The sequence below is a fragment of the Nocardia sp. CA-135398 genome (assembly GCF_050955845.1).
Classification (GTDB): domain Bacteria; phylum Actinomycetota; class Actinomycetes; order Mycobacteriales; family Mycobacteriaceae; genus Nocardia.
The window spans coordinates 7,545,252-7,566,141 of record NZ_CP192084.1 but is presented as its reverse complement, the minus strand read 5'-3'; the positions used below and the strand labels follow the sequence as shown (position 1 = coordinate 7,566,141).

26 protein-coding genes are annotated in these 20,890 nt (G+C 65.1%); 14 read left to right on the top strand and 12 right to left on the bottom strand.

Annotated elements, in window-relative coordinates; all coding sequences use genetic code 11:
* Nucleotides 1–186 precede the first annotated feature (186 nt).
* Both ACQP1T_RS33690 and ACQP1T_RS33685 read left to right on the top strand, forming a co-directional pair.
* Entirely contained in the window at nucleotides 187–498 is a 312-nt protein-coding gene (locus ACQP1T_RS33690; protein ID WP_433757043.1) for a hypothetical protein, read from the top strand.
* 76 nt (nucleotides 499–574) lie between these two features.
* Nucleotides 575–1,132 (top strand): GtrA family protein, encoded by a 558-nt coding sequence (locus tag ACQP1T_RS33685; protein ID WP_433757042.1) that lies wholly within the window; start codon nucleotides 575–577, stop codon nucleotides 1,130–1,132.
* On the opposite strand, the gene ACQP1T_RS33680 is transcribed toward ACQP1T_RS33685, so the two are convergent.
* From ACQP1T_RS33680 to ACQP1T_RS33670, 3 genes are read right to left on the bottom strand one after another with little or no spacing between them, the layout of a single operon-like run.
* Nucleotides 1,031–1,669, bottom strand: coding sequence for a Type 1 glutamine amidotransferase-like domain-containing protein (locus ACQP1T_RS33680; RefSeq protein ID WP_433757041.1), 639 nt, complete (start codon nucleotides 1,667–1,669; stop codon nucleotides 1,031–1,033). The two genes, ACQP1T_RS33685 and ACQP1T_RS33680, sit on opposite strands and share 102 nt — an antisense overlap.
* A 6-nt stretch (nucleotides 1,670–1,675) precedes the next feature.
* Nucleotides 1,676–2,515 carry a maleylpyruvate isomerase family mycothiol-dependent enzyme gene (locus ACQP1T_RS33675; protein WP_433757040.1) on the bottom strand — a complete coding sequence of 280 codons (840 nt, stop codon included), beginning with the start codon at nucleotides 2,513–2,515 and terminating at the stop codon, nucleotides 1,676–1,678.
* The gene (locus ACQP1T_RS33670) at nucleotides 2,512–2,970 is read right to left on the bottom strand and encodes an HIT family protein (protein WP_433757039.1); all 459 of its coding nucleotides are present in this window, start codon (nucleotides 2,968–2,970) and stop codon (nucleotides 2,512–2,514) included. Before ACQP1T_RS33670 ends, ACQP1T_RS33675 begins: the two co-directional genes overlap by 4 nt.
* 280 nt (nucleotides 2,971–3,250) lie before the next feature.
* Between ACQP1T_RS33670 and ACQP1T_RS33665 the strand changes: the two genes are divergently transcribed.
* Genes ACQP1T_RS33665 through ACQP1T_RS33655 form a run of 3 tightly spaced genes read left to right on the top strand, consistent with a single transcriptional unit; the run spans nucleotide 3,251 to nucleotide 6,113 of the window.
* Nucleotides 3,251–4,369, top strand: a complete 1,119-nt coding sequence (locus ACQP1T_RS33665; protein WP_433757038.1) for a Re/Si-specific NAD(P)(+) transhydrogenase subunit alpha — start codon at nucleotides 3,251–3,253, stop codon at nucleotides 4,367–4,369.
* Nucleotides 4,369–4,683: an NAD(P) transhydrogenase subunit alpha gene (locus tag ACQP1T_RS33660; protein WP_433757037.1), complete on the top strand. Its 315-nt coding sequence runs from the start codon at nucleotides 4,369–4,371 to the stop codon at nucleotides 4,681–4,683. The genes ACQP1T_RS33665 and ACQP1T_RS33660 overlap by 1 nt, the downstream gene beginning before the upstream one ends.
* Nucleotides 4,683–6,113 carry an NAD(P)(+) transhydrogenase (Re/Si-specific) subunit beta gene (locus ACQP1T_RS33655; RefSeq protein WP_433762467.1) on the top strand — a complete coding sequence of 477 codons (1,431 nt, stop codon included), beginning with the start codon at nucleotides 4,683–4,685 and terminating at the stop codon, nucleotides 6,111–6,113. The genes ACQP1T_RS33660 and ACQP1T_RS33655 overlap by 1 nt, the downstream gene beginning before the upstream one ends.
* Before the next feature lie 460 nt (nucleotides 6,114–6,573).
* On the opposite strand, the gene ACQP1T_RS33650 is transcribed toward ACQP1T_RS33655, so the two are convergent.
* From ACQP1T_RS33650 to ACQP1T_RS33630, 5 genes are all read right to left on the bottom strand, one after another.
* On the bottom strand, nucleotides 6,574–7,368 hold the full coding sequence (locus ACQP1T_RS33650; RefSeq protein ID WP_433757036.1) for an inositol monophosphatase family protein: 795 nt from the start codon (nucleotides 7,366–7,368) through the stop codon (nucleotides 6,574–6,576).
* Nucleotides 7,369–7,546: 178 nt separating this feature from the next.
* Nucleotides 7,547–7,741, bottom strand: coding sequence for a type II toxin-antitoxin system HicA family toxin (locus ACQP1T_RS33645; RefSeq protein ID WP_433762465.1), 195 nt, complete (start codon nucleotides 7,739–7,741; stop codon nucleotides 7,547–7,549).
* A gap of 23 nt (nucleotides 7,742–7,764) precedes the next feature.
* Entirely contained in the window at nucleotides 7,765–7,986 is a 222-nt protein-coding gene (locus ACQP1T_RS33640; RefSeq protein ID WP_433757035.1) for a type II toxin-antitoxin system HicB family antitoxin, read from the bottom strand.
* Between the two features lie 48 nt (nucleotides 7,987–8,034).
* Entirely contained in the window at nucleotides 8,035–8,427 is a 393-nt protein-coding gene (locus ACQP1T_RS33635) for an acyl-CoA thioesterase (protein ID WP_433762463.1), read from the bottom strand.
* Nucleotides 8,428–8,453: 26 nt separating this feature from the next.
* The gene (locus ACQP1T_RS33630) at nucleotides 8,454–9,413 is read right to left on the bottom strand and encodes an AraC family transcriptional regulator (RefSeq protein WP_433757034.1); all 960 of its coding nucleotides are present in this window, start codon (nucleotides 9,411–9,413) and stop codon (nucleotides 8,454–8,456) included.
* Between the two features lie 81 nt (nucleotides 9,414–9,494).
* Here ACQP1T_RS33630 and ACQP1T_RS33625 point away from each other — a divergent pair, with 81 nt between their 5' ends.
* Nucleotides 9,495–10,343: an NAD(P)H-binding protein gene (locus ACQP1T_RS33625; RefSeq protein WP_433757033.1), complete on the top strand. Its 849-nt coding sequence runs from the start codon at nucleotides 9,495–9,497 to the stop codon at nucleotides 10,341–10,343.
* Nucleotides 10,344–10,484: 141 nt separating this feature from the next.
* Nucleotides 10,485–11,762: an MFS transporter gene (locus tag ACQP1T_RS33620; RefSeq protein ID WP_433757031.1), complete on the top strand. Its 1,278-nt coding sequence runs from the start codon at nucleotides 10,485–10,487 to the stop codon at nucleotides 11,760–11,762.
* Here the strand turns inward: ACQP1T_RS33620 and ACQP1T_RS33615 are convergent.
* The gene (locus ACQP1T_RS33615; protein WP_433757030.1) at nucleotides 11,752–12,675 is read right to left on the bottom strand and encodes a TIGR03620 family F420-dependent LLM class oxidoreductase; all 924 of its coding nucleotides are present in this window, start codon (nucleotides 12,673–12,675) and stop codon (nucleotides 11,752–11,754) included. The two genes, ACQP1T_RS33620 and ACQP1T_RS33615, sit on opposite strands and share 11 nt — an antisense overlap.
* An 86-nt stretch (nucleotides 12,676–12,761) precedes the next feature.
* Between ACQP1T_RS33615 and ACQP1T_RS33610 the strand changes: the two genes are divergently transcribed.
* Nucleotides 12,762–13,313, top strand: a complete 552-nt coding sequence (locus ACQP1T_RS33610) for a TetR/AcrR family transcriptional regulator (protein WP_433757029.1) — start codon at nucleotides 12,762–12,764, stop codon at nucleotides 13,311–13,313.
* A gap of 9 nt (nucleotides 13,314–13,322) precedes the next feature.
* Complete coding sequence (locus ACQP1T_RS33605; RefSeq protein ID WP_433757028.1) at nucleotides 13,323–13,559, top strand: hypothetical protein; 237 nt, start codon at nucleotides 13,323–13,325, stop codon at nucleotides 13,557–13,559.
* A gap of 158 nt (nucleotides 13,560–13,717) precedes the next feature.
* Here ACQP1T_RS33605 and ACQP1T_RS33600 read toward each other — a convergent pair whose 3' ends face one another.
* On the bottom strand, nucleotides 13,718–14,230 hold the full coding sequence (locus ACQP1T_RS33600; RefSeq protein ID WP_062982695.1) for an Lrp/AsnC family transcriptional regulator: 513 nt from the start codon (nucleotides 14,228–14,230) through the stop codon (nucleotides 13,718–13,720).
* Between the two features lie 146 nt (nucleotides 14,231–14,376).
* On the opposite strand from ACQP1T_RS33600, the gene pdhA reads away from it, so the two are divergent.
* Genes pdhA through ACQP1T_RS33585 form a run of 3 tightly spaced genes read left to right on the top strand, consistent with a single transcriptional unit; the run spans nucleotide 14,377 to nucleotide 17,820 of the window.
* On the top strand, nucleotides 14,377–15,489 hold the full coding sequence (gene pdhA, locus ACQP1T_RS33595) for a pyruvate dehydrogenase (acetyl-transferring) E1 component subunit alpha (RefSeq protein ID WP_433757027.1): 1,113 nt from the start codon (nucleotides 14,377–14,379) through the stop codon (nucleotides 15,487–15,489).
* A complete protein-coding gene (locus tag ACQP1T_RS33590; protein WP_433757026.1) occupies nucleotides 15,486–16,457 on the top strand; it encodes an alpha-ketoacid dehydrogenase subunit beta in 972 nt (323 codons plus the stop codon). Before pdhA ends, ACQP1T_RS33590 begins: the two co-directional genes overlap by 4 nt.
* Before the next feature lie 19 nt (nucleotides 16,458–16,476).
* On the top strand, nucleotides 16,477–17,820 hold the full coding sequence (locus tag ACQP1T_RS33585; RefSeq protein ID WP_433757025.1) for a dihydrolipoamide acetyltransferase family protein: 1,344 nt from the start codon (nucleotides 16,477–16,479) through the stop codon (nucleotides 17,818–17,820).
* Here ACQP1T_RS33585 and ACQP1T_RS33580 read toward each other — a convergent pair whose 3' ends face one another.
* Complete coding sequence (locus ACQP1T_RS33580) at nucleotides 17,821–18,504, bottom strand: DUF899 domain-containing protein (RefSeq protein ID WP_433757024.1); 684 nt, start codon at nucleotides 18,502–18,504, stop codon at nucleotides 17,821–17,823.
* 204 nt (nucleotides 18,505–18,708) lie between these two features.
* Between ACQP1T_RS33580 and ACQP1T_RS33575 the strand changes: the two genes are divergently transcribed.
* Both ACQP1T_RS33575 and ACQP1T_RS33570 read left to right on the top strand, forming a co-directional pair.
* Nucleotides 18,709–19,071: a hypothetical protein gene (locus ACQP1T_RS33575; protein ID WP_062982690.1), complete on the top strand. Its 363-nt coding sequence runs from the start codon at nucleotides 18,709–18,711 to the stop codon at nucleotides 19,069–19,071.
* Between the two features lie 39 nt (nucleotides 19,072–19,110).
* Nucleotides 19,111–19,872, top strand: coding sequence for an HNH endonuclease family protein (locus ACQP1T_RS33570; protein WP_433757023.1), 762 nt, complete (start codon nucleotides 19,111–19,113; stop codon nucleotides 19,870–19,872).
* Between the two features lie 4 nt (nucleotides 19,873–19,876).
* Here ACQP1T_RS33570 and ACQP1T_RS33565 read toward each other — a convergent pair whose 3' ends face one another.
* A complete protein-coding gene (locus ACQP1T_RS33565; protein ID WP_433757022.1) occupies nucleotides 19,877–20,695 on the bottom strand; it encodes a sulfurtransferase in 819 nt (272 codons plus the stop codon).
* Nucleotides 20,696–20,890: the final 195 nt, after the last annotated feature.

The following is a 20,890-nucleotide window of genomic DNA, read 5'->3' as shown; positions in this document are numbered from 1 at the left end:
GTGAGCGCCCGACTGTAACAGCCGCGCGTCCGGTTCTCCCTGGAGGTTTGCTACAACACCGAGCCCGGCGGGATGTGGGCCGGTCCAGTGGTGCCGGCGCCGCCAGCCGATAAGAATTTCGGACAAGGCGCCCGTTCGGGGCGCTGTCCGATTCCATAAGGTGCGCAGGCGCGCCGAGGAGGTCTCATGCAGGTCGAGTCGCCGGATTACTGTGATTTGGTCGCTGCCGTGTTCTCCTACGAAGTCGTCGACGGGGGCATTGATCCGGATTCATTGCGCCGCATCCACGCGGGGGATATCGCCGAATGGATCACGGCACTGGATCGCTCGGGCATGTTCGGCAAGACCGCCATTGCCACCCTGTCCGATCAGTGGCACAGCAACCCTCGCCTCTTGCTCGACGCCCTCCTCGACGATGTCGACGACGTCACCCGCCGCCGCTGCCTCGTCGCCTGGTCCGCCCTGGACCGCCGTTCAGCACTGATCCAGATCGGCTGATCGAGGTCGGCTTCCACCCCGGTCTTGTTTCCTGGACGATCACCTGGTGGACACCTGCCGCTGGCAAGCTGGCGGCGTGACGAGCACCGAGTCCCTGGTGGCGGGCTTCTCCCGCTGGTGCGAGGCCGTCGTCGGGCGGCTGCCCTCGGGGCTGAATCGCCTTGTCGCCCCGACGTTTCTAGGTTTCGCGCTGATCAACGGCTGCACCTTCGGTATCGATCTGGCGCTGCTCACGGTGCTGCACGGCTGGTTGGGACTGCCGGTATGGCTGTCGGTCACCGTGGCCTATATCTGCGCGTTCGGGCTCGCTTTCGTGCTCAATCGCACCTTCAACTTCCACTCGCACGCGCCGGTCGGCAGACAGGCCGTGGTCTACGTGCTGGTCGTCGTGATCAACTACCTGGCCTTCATACTCGGCGTCGGCAGCGGACTGGCCGCACTGGGGTTGGAATATCACCTGTCGCGGCTGCTGGCCGGGGTGTGTGAGGCGGTCTATATGTACAGCGCGATGCGCTGGGTGGTGTTCCGCGGCCTATCGCAGGATCTCGAGCTCGTCGCCGTCGACCACGACGACATCGTCGTCGGTGAGCGCCCAGTGCGCGATGCCCTCGGCCCGGTAGCGAGCGGCGAGTAGCGCGGACTCGCCGTCCGGATCGGTCGCGGAATCCAGATGCGGGACGATGCGGTGGTCGACCAGCCCCAGTCCGTCCCATAGCGGTTCGATACCGCACGCCGGTTCGACCTCGGCCGGGTCGTCGGTGGATTCCAGACCGTGCAGATCCGGGGTCAGCAGGCAGGCGCCCGCGCTGTACCCGGCGTAAACAAGCGCGTCGGCGGCGAGCAGCTTCGGCAGGACGAAATCGGCTCCGCTGCGGGCGAATTGGGCCCGCAAGACGAAAGTATTGCCGCCCCGCACCCACACCAGAGGGTATTCGGTCAGGGTGGCTTCCAGTTCGGTTGCGCGCCCGACGAATTCGCGCAGATCCAGCACGTCGGGGGAGTAGCCGAGCTTGCGCAGCGGGGTCACATCACTGCTGACCGCACCCGCCCAGGCCGCGGGCCAGGCGTCACACGCGTTGGGAATCACCGCGACTCGGCCCGGCGCGCCGACGAGCGCGGCGAGCCGGTCGTAGTGTGCGCCGAATCGGTAGCTGGACAGGAAGAGTCGCACCGCGGCTCAGATGGTGAAGGCCAGGCTGCGCACCAGTCGGTTACCGAGTTCGGCGTCGCCGGAGATGGTGAATTCGCCTTCGTGCGCATCCGCGGTGGTGCGTCCGCCGCGCAGCCGGGCGAACAGGCCCGAACCCATCCGAACCAGCACGGTCGCGGGTGCGTCCAGCTCCGCCACGATATTGGCGCGACCGTCCACCGCGACGTGCAGCGTCTGCGGCAACGGACCGGTCAGCTCGAAGGTGATGCGCGATCCGTCCGGCGCCTGCGCCCCCTTGGCCACTGCTCGCCCGATCGTGGCGGTGAGTTCGCCGAAGGCCCGCTCGGCGCGCGGACCGCCCTCATCGACGGAAATGCCGAGCGCATCGGCGATATCGAGTTCGTGCATCCAGCAGTCGAACAGCCGCACCCGCATGAACCGGGCATAGCTGACCTTGCCGATCGGCGAAACGGTCTCGGCCTGCCATTCCGCATCTCCGAAGGATGCGAGCGCCGCGCGCCTGCGGTCGGTGACATCGCGGTACAGCTCGAGCAGTCGCTTACCCGAAAGCGGCCGCAGCCGGTCGACCCAGATCTCGTTGAGCACACCGGTTTCATTGCGCACATGCGGCAGCGTGGTCACATCGGTTTTGGGCCGGATCGGATCGTGCGCGGGCGGACGCTCGCCGAGCAGCCAGGACTCCGTCCCGACGACGTGTGCGACCACATCGAACAGCGACCAGCCCGGCAGCGGAGACGGTGTGCGCCAACGCTCTTCGTCGAGATCGGCGACCAGAGTCGCGATCGTCTCCCATTGCTCGGACAGTAGGCCGGTCAGCTCCGTCCGGTCCTGGGTCGAGTCGGTCATTCCTGCTCCTCGGCGCTGGTCTTGTCGTCATGTGCCAATGCCGATATTCCGGCGCGGATGGCGGCCGCGGTGGACTCGGGATCGTGCGGGCGCCGCAGCAACAGTCCGGCGGCGAAGCTCAGTTTGTCGCCGTGTCGGCGCGGGATCACGTGCAGGTGGACGTGCGGGACGGTCTGGAAGGCGGCGGTGCCGTCATTGAGGACGAGATTCGCGCCGTCCGCGGCCAGATCGCTGCGTCTGATCGCCAGCGCGAGCCGGTGTCCGGCGCGGAAGATATGCGCACCCGATTCGGCATCCAGATCCTGCAATTCGGCTGCGTGTCGCTTCGGGATGACCAGGGTGTGGCCGCGGGCGATCGGGCGAATGTCCAGGAATGCGCACAGCGTGTCGTCCTCGTAGACTTTTGTCGCCGGGGCCTGTCCCGCCGCGATGCGGCAGAAGACGCAGTCGTTCACACCGCCGACCCTACGGCGTACCAGTCACCGGGAAAATACTCGGGCATGACGCACATCACTATGCGGGGGTATTGCACCGCATCGACCAGGATTCGAACCTTGGTGATGGTCGCGAATCCGACATAACGGCGGAATCCGGCCGCAACTTGTGACCGCCATCTCAGCTACGCTCACCGCGAGCCGGGTACAGTTGCGAGGATTTGGGCGAACTTACTCTGAAGTAACATCGTCCAGCCGTGACCGGTTGCCTGAAGCTGAGCCAGAGAAGGAAGTCTGACAAGTGGAGACAACGCAGAGCGCGGGCGACCAGTCGCCTCGCGGAGCGCGTGTCGGAGTCGTTCGCGAGTCAAACGCGGGCGAGCGGCGTGTCGCATTGGTGCCCAAGATCATTCCGAGCCTGCTGAAGCAGGGCGTCGAGGTAGTGGTCGAAGCTGGCGCCGGACTCGGTGCGCTCATTCCGGACGCGGCCTATGTGGATGCGGGCGCGACCATCGGCGATCCGTGGTCGGCCGATGTGGTCGTGAAGGTCGCCCCACCGAGTGACGCCGAGGTGGCGAAGCTGAGCAGCGGGCAGACCCTGATCGGCTTCCTGGCCCCGCGCAATACCGAGAACCAGATTCCGGCGCTGAAGGCGGCCGGGGTTCAGGCCTTCGCCGTGGAGGCGATTCCGCGTATCTCGCGCGCCCAGGTGATGGACGCTTTGTCCTCGCAGGCCAATGTCTCCGGTTATAAGGCGGTGCTGCTGGCCGCGTCGGAGTCGACGCGTTTCTTCCCGATGCTGACCACGGCGGCCGGCACGGTGAAGCCCGCGACGGTGCTGGTGCTCGGTGTGGGCGTCGCGGGTTTGCAGGCCTTGGCGACGGCGAAGCGTCTGGGTGGGCGGACCACCGGCTACGACGTGCGCCCCGAGGTCGCCGATCAGGTGCGTTCGGTGGGTGCGCAGTGGCTCGATCTCGGTATCGATGCCGCGGGTGAGGGTGGTTATGCCCGTGAGCTCACCGATGAGGAGAAGGCCAAGCAGCAGCAGGCTTTGGAGGATGCGATCAAGGGTTTCGACGTGGTGATCACCACCGCGTTGGTGCCGGGTCGTCCCGCGCCGCGGTTGGTGACCGCGGCGGCGGTGGAGGGTATGAAGCCCGGCAGTGTGATCGTGGATCTGGCCGGTGAGACCGGCGGCAACTGCGAGCTGACCGAACCCGGTGAGACCGTGGTCAAGCATGAGGTGACCATCTGCTCGCCGTTGAACCTGCCCGCGACGATGCCCGAGCATGCCTCGGAGTTGTACTCGAAAAATATTGCGGCGCTGTTGGAGCTGATGTTGGTCGACGGGAAGCTGTCGCCTGATTTCGGTGATCAGGTGCTCGCCGATTCCTGTGTCACTCGTGAGGTGGATGCCTGATGTACACCGAACTCCTAGCGAATATCGCGATCCTGGTGTTGTCCGGGTTCGTCGGGTTCGCCGTTATCTCCAAGGTCCCCAATACCCTGCACACGCCGTTGATGTCGGGTACCAACGCGATCCACGGCATTGTCGTGTTGGGTGCGCTGGTAACTCTCGGGAATGTGCAGGATCCCTCGATCCTGACTCAGATCATTCTGTTCGTCGCGGTCGTGTTCGGAACCCTGAATGTCATCGGTGGTTTCGTGGTGACCGACCGGATGCTCGGCATGTTCAAGGGCAAGAAGGCCGCACCCGTGAAGGCGAGTGAATGATGCATACCTTCGACAATGTGACCTATCTGGTCAACGGGCTCTACATCATCGCCTTCGGCATGTTCATCTACGGTCTGATGGGTTTGACCGGCCCGAAGACCGCGGTGCGCGGCAACCTGATCGCCGCCGCGGGCATGGTGATCGCTGTTGTGGCGACACTGATTTCGATCCGCCACACCTCCAACTGGATCCTGATCGTCGCCGGACTGGTCGTCGGTGTCGCGCTGGGCGTGCCGCCCGCCAAGTTCACCAAGATGACCGCGATGCCGCAGTTGGTGGCCGCGTTCAATGGTGTCGGTGGTGGCACGGTCGCGTTGATCGCGTGGTCGGAATTCATCAATTCCCAGGGTTTCTCGCATTTCGATGAAGAACCCACCGTGCACATCGTGATCGGCTCGCTGTTCGCGGCGATCATCGGTTCGGTGTCGTTCTGGGGATCTTTGATCGCGTTCGGCAAACTGCAGGAAATCCTGCCCGGACGTCCGATCGGTCTTGGCAAGCTCCAGCAGCCGTTGAACCTGCTGCTGCTGCTCGGGGCGATCGCTGCCGCGGTAGTGATCGGCATCGGCGCCACCAATGATGGTGTGCCGCAGATCTGGATGATCGCGGTACTCGTGTTGGCCGGTGTGCTCGGTTTGATGGTGGTGCTGCCCATCGGCGGCGCCGACATGCCGGTGGTCATCTCGCTGCTGAACGCGTTGACCGGTCTATCGGCCGCCGCAGCGGGTTTGGCGTTGAACAACACCGCGATGATCGTTGCGGGCATGATCGTCGGCGCGTCCGGCACCATCCTGACCAATTTGATGGCCAAGGCCATGAACCGCTCCATCCCCGCGATCGTCGCCGGTGGATTCGGTGGCGGCGGAACCGCTCCCGGCGCTTCGGGTGGGGAGCAGAAGCAGGCCAAGGCCACCTCGGCCGCAGACGCCGCGATCCAGATGGCCTACGCCAATCAGGTCATCGTGGTACCCGGTTACGGTATGGCCGTGGCCCAGGCCCAGCACGCGGTCAAGGAAATGGCGTCCCTGCTGGAAGCCAAGGGCGTCGAGGTCAAATACGCCATCCACCCGGTCGCCGGTCGCATGCCAGGCCACATGAACGTGCTGTTGGCCGAGGCCGAGGTCTCCTATGATGCGCTCAAGGAAATGGACGACATCAACGGCGAATTCTCCCGCACCGACGTGGCTTTGGTGATCGGCGCCAACGACGTCACCAACCCCGCCGCCCGCGAGGACTCCTCGTCCCCGATCTACGGCATGCCCGTTTTGAACGTCGACCAGGCCAAGTCGGTGATCGTGCTCAAACGTTCCATGAACAGTGGATTTGCCGGTATCGACAACCCGCTGTTCTACGCCGACCACACCTCCATGCTCTTCGGCGACGCCAAGAAGTCTGTCGGAGCTGTCACCGAAGAACTCAAGGCACTGTAAGTACGTAAACACGAAAGCCCTCGGCCCTGCCGAGGGCTTTCGTGCTCTACTCGTTCGAGTGTCGGCTTTATAGTTCGCATTCTGAGCGTTCATGTTCGCGCCGTCGGTGTTTCGACCGTTCCCGGTCCGCGTCGGCGCGGGGTTCTTGCGCGGTCAGCTAGCGCGCGCTCACCTCGACAGACAAGCACAGCTTCTCACTAATATCTGGCGGATCCGTCCGGCCACACGATTTCCACGGGTACACCGTGCTGTCGTGCCAACGCAACCACGCTGCCGGTTCCGCTGCGTTCACCATCCCGGCCATCCCACACCGCGATCAGCCGAGTTCTCCGCCTAGACGAGTCTGCGTCATCGGAGGTGCCGTTCGCGCTCTTCGACCGCATCCTTGGCAGCAAGAGACTGTTTCGGGCGTATGCGCGGCTGGTATTTCGAGCATTCCGAGGACCGGGCCTGAGAGGTGCTACCGGGTGGTCGCGACCAAATCTAGCAGGAGCGGGGCAATGGCTGGACTGGCTGCAATGGTATGTGCCGCAGTCAGGCTGTGTTCGCTGCCATTGGAATCGGTTACGACAGCGCCGCTTTCGCGTGCGATGAGCACTCCGGCCGCTGTGTCCCACGGCTTATTGGATAGCATGACGCAGCCGTCGAGGCGCCCATCAGCGACCCAGGCGAGATCCAAGGCGGCTGATCCGATCATGCGCACTCGCTCGACGCGTTCCGCGAGCGCAGTCGTCACGGCGAATCGCCGCCGATTCTCCTCGGAGGCATCGACTCCGACGGCGTAGTCACCTATCGAAACGATCGCATCCTCGAGAGAACTAGTGTGACTTGCTCCTATGCGGACATCATTGCTGAAGGCGCCCTGCCCCGCACTCGCGTGGTATTCCAGATTCAGGAATGGGGCCTTGATGATTCCGATCACCGGAATGTCGTTGTGCACCAAGGCTAATGACACCGCACACAGGGGGATGCCGTGGATGAAATTCGATGTGCCGTCGATGGGGTCGAGTATCCAGCGATAGGGCTGTCCGTCGTCGGACTTTTCACGCTCGCCAGCTTCTTCTCCGATAAATCCCACGTCCGGAGTTCGGTCGCTGAGAAATTGGCAGACTGTCTCTTGAATGCGTAGGTCGAGATCAGTAACGAAGTCACGGTCGCCTTTGACCGCTATTTTTCCTGGCTCAGCAGTCCGCAGAAGTCGGCAGCCTTCCTCGGCTGCTGCCCGCCCAACCGTCAGCAGTTCGTCCAGGGTCATCTCCAGGATTCCTCTCTTTTCGGTGCGCGATGACGTTGGTACTCAACGAGAATCGCGAAGCTCTGTTGAGTGGAGGAGGAGACGGGCTGGCGGCCGAAGTTGATGGAGGGATTGGTCACCTACCAGCCACCGTCAACCGCGCCCTGTACGAGGTCGTCGCCGAGTTCAGGTGACGGGCCTACAGCAGATTGAGGAATTCAGTGGCTGTCATCCCCGCCTGCCGCAGAATCGAGGCCAGTGTGCCGCGCTTGACCGTGCCATGCAGCGGCACGACCGCGGTCCTGCCGTCTGCGCGACGATAGACGGCATGACTGCCTGCCGTTCGCGTGTGTTCGAAACCGACTGATTCCAAGACCCGCAAGACCTTCCGCACCGGAAGGTCCGACAGCGCCGGGCTCACGCCGCCGTGCCGGGAATCTGGAATGAAGTCACCAATGGAGTGGCAGTTAGTTGGGGTTCGGGTGCCTCGGCCAGATAGAGAGCGACGGCTTCACGGAGATTGGTCAGGGCCTCCTCGATCGTCTGGCCCTGGCTGGCTACATCGACCTCGAGGCACTGCGCGACATACCAGTCCTCTTCCTGGTGCACCGCCGCCGTCAATACTCGCTGATCAGCCATGGAAATAGTGTCCCACAATGCCTTCGGCGCCGACATCGCCCGGCACACTCAATCTGTGACCAGGGCGGTGGCAGCGGTGCGGATTACTTCCGGGATCTCCACCGGTTTGCGGGTTTCGTTGTCCACGTACACGTGCACGAAGGTGCCGGTGGCGGCCAGTTCTAGACCGTCATCGGCTTCGCGGAAGATGGCCAGGTCGTAGGTGATGCTGGAGCGGCCGAGGCGGGAGATGCGCAGGCCCACCTGGAGTTGGTCGGGGAAGCTCAGGGAGCCGTGGTACTGGCAGGAGGTTTGGGCGACCACGCCGAGGGCGGGCAGTTGCCGGATGTCCGTGCCGGTGGCGTGCATCAGCCAGGCATTGACCGCGGTGTCGAAGTACGAGTAGTACGTCACGTTGTTCACGTGGCCGTAGTGGTCGTTATCGGCCCAGCGGGTCGGCATCGGCCAGAGGACCGGATACTGCTGTGTCACCCGGCCGACGATAGCTCAGCCGGAGTGCTGCCCTGCCGGTGGTCGCGGGGACTCACGCCGAAGTGGCGTTTGAATGCCGTGCTCAGTGCGAACGCGCTGCCGTAGCCGACCTGGCGGGCTATGGATTCGATGGTGGCATCGGATTCCTGCAGCAGATCGGCGGCCAGAGCCAGCCGCCATTCGGTGAGGAATGCCATCGGCGGCTCACCGACCAGATCGGTGAACCGGCGGGCCAGCGCCGCCCGTGAAACCCCGACCGCCTCCGCCAAGCTGGCGACCGTCCAGCCGTGCGCCGGATTGTGCTGCAGCAGCCGAAGCGCCTTGCCGACCAGCGGATCGCTGTAGGCGTGATACCAGGCGGGCGCGTCATTGCGGGCGAACCAGGCGCGCAGGGCCGCGATCAGCACCATATCGAGCAGCCGGTCCAGGACCACGCCCTGTGCGGGCTCGTCCTTGGTGGCCTCGTCGACCAGGATGTCGAGCAGCCGGGTGTCGAAATCGCCGCGCTGCAAGACGATCACGGGCGGCAGGGCGCGCAACAGCCGCTGACTCGCCGCGCCCGCGGACTCATAGGTGCCGGTAACCATCAGGGTTGCGCCGTTCGCGTCGGTCCCCCATTGACGCACGCCGAGACTCAATGTCTCGCAGAGGATTTCACCGTCGGCGGTCTTGGTGACATTGCCCGGATCGATGAAGATCTGCGGTGCGGTGGCCGGATCGTCGGCGACCGTATATGGATCGGGTCCGCGGAAGATCGCGATATCGCCCGCGTTCAGTTGCCGTGGCTTACTGCCCGCCGCATCGGCCATGATCCAGGCCGTGCCGCGGATCATCGACACCACCGTCAGCGGCGCCCGGTCCTGGATGCGCAGCGACCACGGCGGATCGAGCAGTGAACACATCACGAACGCGCCTCGGGCGCGTGGACCTTCGAGCAGACTGGCGAGCGCATCCACCCCACAAACAGTAGACGCTGACGCATGATCCCGAGTCGCTGAACTATGTTTCGTCGCGGGCCGCGCCGATGTACTGGAAACATGACAAACAGCACCCCCCACCAGCGCCTCATTCTCGTCACCGGAGGTACGGGCAAGACCGGCAGTCGCGTCGCGACCCGGCTCCGGCAGGCCGGACATCCGGTGCGGATCGGTTCCCGCGCCGCCGAGATCCCCTTCGACTGGGCCGATCGCAGCACGTGGACACCGGCGCTGTTCGGCGTGGACGCGGTGTACATCGCCTTCCAACCGGATCTGGCGGTGCCGGGTGCGCCCGAGACCATTCGCGCGTTCACCAATGCGGCCAAGGTCAATGGTGTGCGCAAGCTCGTCCTGCTGTCCGGTCGCGGCGAACCGGAGGCGGTGGCGTGTGAGCAGATCGTGCAGGGCTCGGGCCTCGACTGGACCATCGTGCGCTGCAGCTTCTTCGCCCAGAACTTCAGCGAAGGCGCATTCCTGGAGCATGTGCTCGCCGGTGAGGTGGCACTGCCCAATGGCGACGTACCGGAACCGTTCGTGCATGCCGACGATATCGCCGATGTCGCCGTCGTCGCGTTGACCGAGGACGGGCACAGCGGCGAGCTCTACGAACTGACCGGGCCGAGGTCGTTGACCTTCGCCGAGGCCGTCGCGGAGATCGCCGCGGTAACGGGACGCGAGGTCGCGTTCATTCCGGTCTCACGCACGGATTTCGTTGCGGCACTGACCGAGTACCAGGTGCCCGCCGACGTCGTCAGCCTGCTCGACTACCTGTTCGGCACGGTCCTGGACGGCAGGAACTCCAAGACCGCGGACGGCGTCCAGCGTGCGCTTGGCCGGGAACCCAAAGATTTCCGCGATTACGCCGACGAGACGGCAGCCGCCGGAATTTGGAACATCTCGAGCGAGTAAGTTGTTGAACGTAGCAGGACCACCGCGCGGACGTTGATCTCAATGGCGAGATCCGCGGAGCCGGACCCTACGGCCGATGATGTCCCGGACCGGCTCCCCGCGCGGCCACGCGATCGCCCTCGACGCGGTACCGTCGAATCGGTGTCGACCACGACGATCGATCCGCATATCCGGATAGCACGCGCCGCGGTATTCGTGGTGTTCGCGTTGAACGGTTTCCTGCTGGCCATGTGGGTGGTGCACATCCCGGCCATCACCGACCGGACCGGGATCGCGCATTCCACGCTCGGCATGTTCATTCTCATGCTCGCGGGTGCGGGCATTGTCGGTATGCGCATCGCGGGCCCGCTCGCCGACCGACTCGGCAGCCGGACCGTGGTCGCGGCCGCCGCGGCGATCACCTCGATATCCGTGCTCGGACCCGGACTCGCGACCGGGCCTGTCGGCCTGGCAATCGCGTTGGCCTGCTTCGGTTTCGGCAATGGTGCGCTCGATGTTTCGATGAATACCCAAGCGGTGCATGTCGAGCGGGCTTATCAGCGACCGATCATGTCGGCGTTCCACGCATTGTTCTCCGGTGGTGGATTCCTCGGTTCGTTACTGGGCGCGGCCGCTCAGGGCGCGGGATGGGATGTGCGCTTGAGCTTGTCCCTCGCGGCGGTGGCGGGGTTGGCGATTACCGCCGTGCTGGTGCCGCGTCTGCTGCCGGACACCGGATCTGTGGCGCGAGAACGGAATTCGGACGATCGTGCCGAGAGCGGCCCGCACGACCACACTCCGGAGAGCATGGGCCGCGTTCCACAAAACCCGGGAGCCGCAACCGCATCGGATGCCGTGACAGCGCGGTCGACAACCACACCGAACCGTTCCCGAAAAGTCCTGGCGCTGGCCGCGATCGCCTTCGCGCTACTGCTCACCGAGGGCGTCGCCGCCGATTGGAGCGCCCTGCAGGTCCGCGACCACCTCGATGTCGATGATGCCACCGCCGCATTGGCCTTCGGTGCGTTCTCCTGCACGATGACCGCGGGCCGATTCGCCGCCGATCGCGTCGCGGGCGCGTTCGGCCGGGTCGCCGTCGTACGCTACGGCGCCTTGATCGCCGCATTCGGATTGGTCCTGATCATGGCGTCGGGTTGGGTGCCGCTGACGCTGCTCGGCTGGGCGATGTGCGGCCTCGGTCTCTCCGGCGGCATACCGCAAATCTTCACCGCCGCAGGCAATCTCGGCTCGACAACGGCCGCCACCGATATGTCGCGAGTGTTCAGCCTCGGTTACTTCGGTCTGCTCGCCGGACCCTCCATCATCGGCTGGCTGACCGCCCTCGTCCCGCTCACCACCGCGATGGCGGTCCCCCTCATCGCCGTCCTGATCTGCAGCCGCTACGCGGGTGCGGTTGCCCCACGACAAGTCACCGGCTAGCGGCTGAATCCCGTGCCAGCGCGGCCAGCTCACGCCATTGCGGCAGCGGCAGCGCCATCGGGTCGGCCGTGAGCACCTGCAGACACACGTGATCGGCCCCCGCGTCAAAGTGTTGCCGGACGCGGTCGCCGATCACCTCGATATCCCCATACGCCACAACCGAATCCACCAGCCGCGAACTCGGACCGCCGACGATGTCTTCGTCATCGAATCCGAAGCGGCGCAGATTGGCCACCTGATGTGGCGCGGATTCGAGATAGCCCCCGATATGGGCCCTGGCCACCTCGCGGGCGCGCGTCCGATCGGCATCGAGCACGATGACCTGCTCGACACCGAGAAATGCGGCCGATCCCATGATCCGCCGTGCCTCGGCGGTGTGCTCGACCGGCGCGTGATAGGGATGCGCACCCCATGTCCGCTCGGCGGCCAATGCCAACATCCTGGGCCCGAGCGCGGCGAGGACTCGACGCGGGGCCGGGTCAGGTCGCGGCCCGTACTGCGGTACAGCATCCATCGCATCGAGATAGCCACGCATCAGCGCCAGCGGTTTGCCGCCGGATGGAATCGTGTAGCCACCGGCCTCGACGGACCGACCACCGACCCGCTGACCGCCGAGTCCGAGCAGATAGCGACCGGGGAAGGCCTCGCCGAGCGCGCGCTCGGCGGTGGCCATCGCCATCGGATCCCGCAGTGCCACATTGGCAATGCCCGCGGCGACCACCAGCCGCTCGGTCGCCCCGAGCAATAGCCATGCCTGCCCGACCGAATCGCGTCCGAACGCTTCGCCGAACCACAATGCGCGGTAACCCAATTCCTCGATCTCGGCGGCGGCATCGCGCACCCGAGCGACCGGTTGTCCATCGAATGCGAAGGTCCAGATGCCGACGCCGCCGAGTTCGTGCTCCACCATCATCGCGCTCCCAACACTTAACCGGAGAAGTTCTCCGCTTCCCTGGCGGTACGATAGCGGAGAACTTCTCCGGTTAACAAGGGATGCGCATGCGGGTCGATGCTCAGCGGAACTACGAACGCGTACTCGAAGCGGCGACGGCGGCATTCGCACAGGAAGGACCGGAGGCCTCGCTCAATGACATCGCCCGCCGCGCGGGCGTCGGCCCCGGCACTCTCTACCGACACTTCCCCAACCGGCAGACACTGCAGGCCGCCGTGCTGAGGGAGCGGATCGAAACACTCTGCGGCCGAGCCGAAGAACTGCAGTCGAGCGAGCCGAGCGCCGCACTCACCGAATGGCTGCGCGCCCTACTCGTGCACGCCCGGACCGACCACGGGCTCGGCGGTGCTGTCCTTGCCGGACCGGTCGACCTGGGCTTCGACTGCCAGCAGGCCATCCACCAAGCGGGTGCCGGTCTACTCACCAGGGCGCAGCAGAGTGGCATCCGTGCGGATGTCGACATCGACGATGTGATCCAACTGGTCGCGGGCATTGCCCTGGCAGCGCGTCACGGCACCGATCCAGACCAACCCGACCGCCTGCTCCGCCTCGTCACGGATGCCCTACGAAGCACGAGCGAAGAGCGTCGAAATCGGTAAGTTCGAGAGATGTTCGACAACAACAGGCTCGAGCGCCGAATCGATCGACTCGAGCGCAAGCTCGACATGATCATCGAGCACCTCGGTCTCCCGAGCCAAGATTCGGCGACACCCTATGACGAAATCGACGAACTGATTCGGCAGGGTAAGAAGATCCACGCCATCAAGCTCCATCGCGATATGACGGGCAGCAGTCTCCGTGCTGCCAAGGATGCGGTCGAAGAGCGCGAACGCCATTTGCGATGACGCGCTGACTCGTCTAGCCGGAGAACTCGGCGACTACCTCGTAGAGCGCGGGGTTGGCGGTGGCGACCGTCATCCCGGATCGAATCGCCATGCGATGGCGTGCTCATATGACTATCCTGAAGCCTCGATTGCACTCCAGCTCGAGGGGATTCGCCGGATCAGGCCCGCAGTGAGCGATCGGCGGATCCAGCCAGTCGATCCAGCAGCGGTGCCGTGCGCGGTCCGACGAATTGCTGCATTACCAGTGCCATATTTGTGCGTTCCACCCCGGGAATCTTCAATATCTGTCCGGCGATCCGGTAGAGATCGTCCGCGTCCTGGGCCACCACCCGTACGGTGAGATCGGTCAGTCCGGTCATGCCGCACACTTCGGTCACCTCCGGCACCCGGGCCAGTTCGCCGACCACCGAATCCAACCGATGCTGATCGACGACGACAGCGACGAAAGCCGCCAGTGGGTAGCCCAGCGCCTGTGGTTGCACGCGACGTTCGAAGCTGGCGAGCACTCCGCTCGCCTCCCAGCGCGACAGCCGCGCCTGCACGGTATTGCGGGACAGCCCGAGCCGGGTCGCCAGTTCGACGCCGGTCGCGCGTGGGTTGGCGACCAGCTCGAGCAGCAGCCGCGCGTCGGTGGCGTCCAGGGTCACGTCGGCGGGTTCTCTACTGGTCATACAACGCAGTATGACATCAGCTCGCCGCACAGATTTGGGCATTCTGCTTACTCGTGTATCGGTCACTTGCGCACTTCGCCTAGTCGTGGATGCTATGTGATATAGGGCACACCAGCCCTGCGCTCGTGGTCAGGAGGCGATCCCGAATGACGAACAAATCCGACTATCCGGTTCAGTTGGTACAACCCGACGGCCGCCGTGTATTCGACCGAGAACATGCGGCCCTGATCACCGACATCGGGCCCGCACAGCTGCGCGCGATGTATACCGACCTGGTGGTGACCCGCCGGATCGACACCGAGGCAACCGCTTTGCAACGCCAGGGTCAGCTCGGACTGTGGGCGCCGATGATCGGCCAGGAGGCCGCCCAGGTCGGCTCGGCGTACGCACTGCGCCCCGACGACTACGTCTTCTGCAGCTACCGCGAGCATGCCGTCGCCTACTGCCGCGGCGTCCATCCCGCAGAGCTCACCCGGATGTGGCGCGGGGTCGCGCACTCCTGCTGGGATCCCGATGCGGTCAATATGACCAACCCGAATATCATCGTCGGCTCGCAGGGCCTGCACGCGACCGGTTACGCCTACGCCGCCCACCTCGACGGCGCGGAGATCGCGACCATCGCCTACTTCGGTGACGGTGCCTCGAGCCAGGGCGATCTCGCCGAGGCCTTGGGCTTCGCCGCGACCTGGAGTGCGCCGGTCGTATTCTTCTGCCAGAACAACCATTGGGCGATCAGCTCACCCGTCCGGATCCAGAGCGCGACCCCGATCGCGCGGCGCGCCTACGGATATGGAATTCCGGGTCTGCAGGTCGACGGCAACGATGTGCTCGCCGTCCTCGCGGTCACCAGGCAGGCCGCCGCCCGCGCCCGTGCCGGTGGCGGACCGTCGTTCATCGAGGCGCTCACCTACCGGATGGGCCCGCACACCACCGCCGACGACCCGACCCGCTACCGCTCCGCCGCCGAAACCGAGGAGTGGGCGCGCCGCGATCCGATCGCAAGGCTGCGCCTGCTTCTGGAGCGAGAGTTAGTGTGGGACAACGCATTCGAGCGCCACGTCGATGCGCGCGCGGACGAAGTCGCGCAACAGGTGCGCACCGCGACCATCGATATGCCGGAACCGGCGCCGACACAGCTGTTCGACCACGTCTATGCCACCCCGCATCCGCTGATCACCCAGGAGCGGAGCGAATACGCGGCGTATCTGGCCGGTGATCCCGGCGAGACCACCGCGCGACCGGAAGGAGTCCCCAGATGATCACGACCTTCGCCGCAGCGCTCAATGCCGGGCTGCGGCGGGCCATGGACGACGATCCGAAAGTCGTATTGATGGGCGAGGATATCGGCCGTCTCGGCGGGGTCTTCCGGGTAACCGATACGCTGCAAAAGGACTTCGGGAACAACCGGGTCATCGATACGCCGCTGGCCGAATCCGGCATTGTCGGAACGGCTTTCGGTATGGCGCTGCGCGGCTACCGGCCGGTCTGCGAGATTCAATTCGACGGCTTCGTCTATCCGGCCTTCGATCAGATCGTCTCGCACGTCGCCAAGATCCATTACCGGACGCAGGGAAAGGTGATCGCGCCCATCACGATTCGCATTCCGTTCGGCGGCGGAATCGGTTCGGTCGAGCATCACTCGGAGTCACCGGAGGCGTATTTCGCGCATACCGCGGGACTGCGCGTCGTGACGCCGAGCAACCCCGCCGACGCGTATTTCATGATCCGCCAGGCGATCGCGCTCGATGATCCGGTGATCTTCTTCGAACCCAAGCGGCGTTACTGGGATAAGGCCGATGTCGATTTCGATGCCGAGGCCATGCCGCTGGACCGGGCCCGCGTCTGCGTCAGCGGTACCGACGCCACTGTCGTCGCTTATGGCGGCACCGTGGCCTCGGCCGTTACCGCCGCGAAAATTGCTGCCGAGGAAGGGCATTCGCTCGAGGTGGTCGATCTGCGCAGTTTGTCGCCGATCGATTTCGACACCATCGAGGCCTCGGTGGCCAAGACCGGCAGGTTGATCGTGACGCACGAAGCGCCGGTCTTCGGCGGGCTCGGCGCCGAAATCGCCGCGCGGATCACCGAGCGCTGCTTCTACTACATGGAGGCGCCGGTGCTGCGCGTCGGTGGCTTCGACATCCCCTACCCCCCGGCTAAGCTCGAAAAGCACCACCTGCCCGATGCGGACCGCATCCTCGCGGCGGTCGATCGCTCACTCGCCGCCTGACTCACTGAGAGGTGCCCAAGTGGAAGATCGTGCCCCCGAGGAAGATCAGGGCAATATCCTGGAATTCCGGCTACCCGATCTCGGCGAGGGCCTGGCCGATGCGGAATTGGTGTCCTGGTCGGTGGGCGTCGGCGACACCGTGCAGCTGAATCAGACGATCGCCGATGTGGAAACGGCCAAGGCGGTGGTATCGCTGCCGTCGCCCTTCTCGGGCACGGTGATCGAATTGCTCGCTCAGCCAGGCGAGACGGTCGCGGTGGGGGCGCCGCTGATCCGGGTGCGCAATGATCTGGCGGTCGCGCCGGAGGGTGCGAACGGGCGTACCGCGGTGCTGGTCGGATACGGTCCCGAAGGGGAGACGGTGTCGCGGCGGCGCAGAAAGCCCGCGGAACCGACCGCGCCGAGTTCGACAGCCGAGCCGGTCGAGTCGGAAATGCGCCGGGCCGCGGCGACCCCGGGGGCACGCAAACTGGCCAAGGAACTCGGCATCGACCTCTGGTACGTCGCGGGTTCGGGTCCAGAGGGCGCGGTCACGATCGAGGATGTGCGCGGCGCGGTCCCGGTATCGCAGCCGCGCGCCCAGACGAACCACGCGGAGGGCCCGACCACGCTGCCGACGCCATCGGTCACCGATCCGAATGCGGGCGTCATCCGCCCGGCATCCCGCGAGGAACGCGCGCCGATCAGCGGTATTCGCAAACGCACCGCGGCCGCGATGGTGGCCAGCTCGCGCACCATCCCGCAGGCCAGCACCTTCGTCACCATCGACTTCACCGCATCGATGGAACTACTCGACCATCTGCGCACCACCAAATCCTTCGAAGGGCTGACGCTGACACCGCTGGCCTTGGTCGCCAAGTCCGTACTGGCCGCCCTCGCGGAATATCCCGGCCTCAACGCGTTCTGGGATGAGGCGAATCAGGAGATCGTCACCAAGCATTATGTGAATCTCGGCATCGCGGTCGCCACCGAACGCGGCCTGCTTGTGCCCAATCTCAAGGAAGCCCAGGCATTGAGCCTGCGCGACCTGTGCCGGGAAATCAGCTGGCTCGCCGATACGGCGCGATCGGGCGGCGCTACCCCGACCGACCTGCGCGGCGGCACCTTCACCATCACCAATGTCGGCGTCTTCGGCGTCGATGCCGGTGTTCCGCTGGTCAATCCCGGCGAGGCCGCGATCCTGTGCCTCGGCTCGATTCGCAAGCGCGCGTGGGTATTCCGTGACGAACTCGCCATCCGGTGGGTCACCACCATCGGCATCAGCTTTGATCACCGGATGATCGACGGTGAGCTGGCATCGCGCTTCCTCGCGACGGTCGCCGGTCTGCTCGAGGATCCGCTCACGCTGTTGAGCCGGATGTAGTCATACCTCCGGGTCGCCGTAGTGCGCGGCGATGTCTTCGGAGCCGCTCCATCGGCTGTAGGTCGGCGACTGCGGCCACCCCTCGGGCGAGTCCTGCCATTCCTCCTGCCGCCCGTACGGCAACACGTCGATCAGGGCGAAACTGTGGCTGAGCTGCTCGGTGCCGCGGCCATTGGTGTGCCAGGTGCGGTAGACCTTGTCGCCGTCGCGCAGGAATACATTGACCGCGAATCCACCGCCGGGCGGTGCGCCGACATCGCTGCCGAAGGAACTGTTCGCCGTGGAATACCAGCTCATTTTGTTCCCGACTCGCCGTTTGTATTCGAGTGCCTCGTCGATCGGTCCCTGCGTGACGATGACGAACCTGGCGTCGTAATTGTCCAGGAACTCCAACCTGGTGAACTGGGAGGTGAACCCGGTACAACCACCGCACTGCCACTTCTCGCCCGGGAACCACATGTGGTTGTAGACGATCAGCTGTGACTTACCGTCGAAGATCTCCGCCAGCCGAACCGGTCCCTGCTCGCCCTCGAGGGTGTATTCCGGCATTTCGACCATCGGCAGGCGGCGCCGCTGGGCAGCGATGGCATCGAGTTCCCGTGTCGCGGCCTTCTCCCGGACGCGCAGCTCATCGAGTTGGCGCTGCCAGGTCTCGGCATCGACGACGGACGGCAGAGCGCTCATGGGGTCCTCCCTGATCGTGTTGCGTTTGCAGATATAGACGCGGCCAGGTCACCGAACTCATCGCCGCGTCGGAAAAATTCCCTGAACTCGCCGAGATGGACCCGTTACTACCCCTTGGCGCCACTTTCGGAACATACTGGTATATCCGCTGGTCATCGCATGAGAACCGCAGTTGGGCGTCAACGGAAAGCGGAGGGCAAAAGCATGACGATTCTGCTCCAGGTACTCGAGCAGAGCTTCACGCCGACTACGCCGTGGGAACGGCGCAAATTCACCTTCGTCAATGCCGACAAGATCGTCGGCATGCGACTGGACGGACAGTCCGGCGTCTGGCTGGACCTGTCGCGCCCTGGTGAATCACAGCGCCTGGCCCGCACCCTGGACCCGCGTGACGCCGTCACGTTCCTGCTCACCACCTTCGCGAAGATCGCCGAGTGCGAGGAGCGCGGTGGTTCGTGGCTGATCGGACACGACGGCGCGCACACCGAGTCCATCGTGGCCACCAGATTCCCGCCCCGGGCCAGTGAAGTCGCCAATGACGATCTGCTGGCTCGCGCCTGGCTGTGACCGGCTGGATTCGCGAGGCACTCCAGCTGGGTTCTACGAATGTCGGTGCCGCCGGGTACATCTGGCACGGTGCGTGCCGACATCCGACGATGGCTGCCTGCCCTGACGGCGGCGGCGCTGTGCGCGCTGCCCGGATGCGTCGAGGTCGGCGGTGAACCGGTCGCGCCCGGCCGGGGGACGGCAGCCGACGGGGCGGCCGGACTCAGCCCTACCCGGGTTCAGCTCGAACAGTTGTTGGTCTCGGTTCGGGTCGTTGCGGCGCGGGCACATCCCGGCGGTTATGAGCGCGGTTGTCAGGAAGGACAGCGGTGCGTATTCGGACCGTCATGGACCGATGACTACGACGGCCCCGGTGGACACGACGGCTGCGACACCCGCAACAACGTACTGAACGCGCAGCTGACCCGGGTGAGCCTGCGGCCAGGCACCCGCGATTGCGTGGTGATCGCGGGCACGCTCGACGATCCGTACACCGGCGAGCGGATCACCTTCAGCAAGGCCGATGCGGGCGGTGTCCAGATCGACCACGTCTATCCGCTGGCCGCGGCCTGGGATATGGGCGCGGCGTACTGGCCGCTCGAGCGGCGGGTGCGTTTCGCCAACGATATCGACGTGAATCTGCTGGCGACCGTGGCGAGTGCCAACCAGGCGAAGGGGGACAGCACACCGTCCGAATGGACGCCACGCACGAACCGCTGCTTCTATGCGGGCAGATACCTGACGGTCGCCGTCCGGTACGACCTACCGGTGACCACCGCCGACAATGCCGTGCTGAACGACATTGCCAGGTCGTGCCCGTAGCGACCTATGCCCCGGTGGCGACCGGGCGTTTCGGATCGTTCGACCATTGCGACCATGAGCCCGGATACAGCGCCGCTTCGATGCCCGCGGCGGCGAGCGCGGCGACCTGATGGGCCGCGGTCACACCTGATCCGCAATAGACCGCGACCGGCCCGGACCCGAATGCGGCGAAACGATCTCGCAAATCGTCCACGCTGCGGAACCGTCCGTCGGCGTCGAGGTTCTGCGTGGTCGGTGCGCTGATCGCGCCCGGAATGTGGCCCGCCTGCGGATCGACCGGCTCCACCTCGCCGCGGTAGCGCTCGCCCGCGCGTGCGTCGAGCAGGATGCCGGACCATTTGGCGACCGCGTCGGCATCGACCACCGGCAACTGACCCGGATTCACCTCGATGTCCCCGAGTTCGGGATCGGCCTCCGCGCCGGAGGCGATCGCACCGCCCGAACCGGTCCACGCGGGCAGACCGCCGTCGAGAATCCGCACGTCCGCGATTCCGGCCCAGCGCAGCAGCCACCAGGCCCTTGCCGCCGCCATGCCGCCCGTCGCGTCATAGACGACCACCGGATCGCCGGTCCGCAAACCCCAGCTGCGTGCGCATTTTTCGAGTTGCGCGGGATCGGGCAGTGGATGCCGCCCACGCGCGGGCGACGGCGGTGCGGCCAGTTCGGTTTCCAGATCGACGAAGACCGCGCCCGGAATATGTCCGGCCAGATAATGCTGCGGGCCGTCCGGATCGCCGAGCGCCCACCGCACATCGAGTAGACGAACCCGCTTGTCCGCCAATACTTCCCGAAGTTCATCCGCCGAGATGAGTACCGCGCTCAACAAAGCTCTCTTCCGCCTCTCCGGAGATTTGGGCCATAGTTGTAAGAGCCACTATGCCTGGGTGCAGGTCCTACGTCATGTGCCACATCAGTTTTGGGCGTACCCGTTGAGTTACCCATGTACGCACCAAATCAGGTAGCACGTCCGCATTCGATTCGGCGCTTCACCCTAGCTGGATGCCACACGATTTCAGTC

Coding starts and splice junctions, on each gene's coding strand:
- ACQP1T_RS33655 (WP_433762467.1), top strand. CDS start 4,683: ATGCATACCTTCGACAATGTGACCTATCTGGTCAACGGGCTCTACATC.
- ACQP1T_RS33610 (WP_433757029.1), top strand. CDS start 12,762: ATGCGGGTCGATGCTCAGCGGAACTACGAACGCGTACTCGAAGCGGCG.
- ACQP1T_RS33600 (WP_062982695.1), bottom strand. CDS start 14,230: ATGACCAGTAGAGAACCCGCCGACGTGACCCTGGACGCCACCGACGCG.
- ACQP1T_RS33590 (WP_433757026.1), top strand. CDS start 15,486: ATGATCACGACCTTCGCCGCAGCGCTCAATGCCGGGCTGCGGCGGGCC.
- ACQP1T_RS33690 (WP_433757043.1), top strand. CDS start 187: ATGCAGGTCGAGTCGCCGGATTACTGTGATTTGGTCGCTGCCGTGTTC.
- ACQP1T_RS33640 (WP_433757035.1), bottom strand. CDS start 7,986: ATGGCTGATCAGCGAGTATTGACGGCGGCGGTGCACCAGGAAGAGGAC.
- ACQP1T_RS33625 (WP_433757033.1), top strand. CDS start 9,495: ATGACAAACAGCACCCCCCACCAGCGCCTCATTCTCGTCACCGGAGGT.
- ACQP1T_RS33615 (WP_433757030.1), bottom strand. CDS start 12,675: ATGATGGTGGAGCACGAACTCGGCGGCGTCGGCATCTGGACCTTCGCA.
- ACQP1T_RS33675 (WP_433757040.1), bottom strand. CDS start 2,515: ATGACCGACTCGACCCAGGACCGGACGGAGCTGACCGGCCTACTGTCC.
- ACQP1T_RS33650 (WP_433757036.1), bottom strand. CDS start 7,368: ATGACCCTGGACGAACTGCTGACGGTTGGGCGGGCAGCAGCCGAGGAA.
- ACQP1T_RS33575 (WP_062982690.1), top strand. CDS start 18,709: ATGACGATTCTGCTCCAGGTACTCGAGCAGAGCTTCACGCCGACTACG.
- ACQP1T_RS33605 (WP_433757028.1), top strand. CDS start 13,323: ATGTTCGACAACAACAGGCTCGAGCGCCGAATCGATCGACTCGAGCGC.
- ACQP1T_RS33570 (WP_433757023.1), top strand. CDS start 19,111: ATGTCGGTGCCGCCGGGTACATCTGGCACGGTGCGTGCCGACATCCGA.
- ACQP1T_RS33580 (WP_433757024.1), bottom strand. CDS start 18,504: ATGAGCGCTCTGCCGTCCGTCGTCGATGCCGAGACCTGGCAGCGCCAA.
- ACQP1T_RS33660 (WP_433757037.1), top strand. CDS start 4,369: ATGTACACCGAACTCCTAGCGAATATCGCGATCCTGGTGTTGTCCGGG.
- pdhA (WP_433757027.1), top strand. CDS start 14,377: ATGACGAACAAATCCGACTATCCGGTTCAGTTGGTACAACCCGACGGC.
- ACQP1T_RS33635 (WP_433762463.1), bottom strand. CDS start 8,427: ATGCCGACCCGCTGGGCCGATAACGACCACTACGGCCACGTGAACAAC.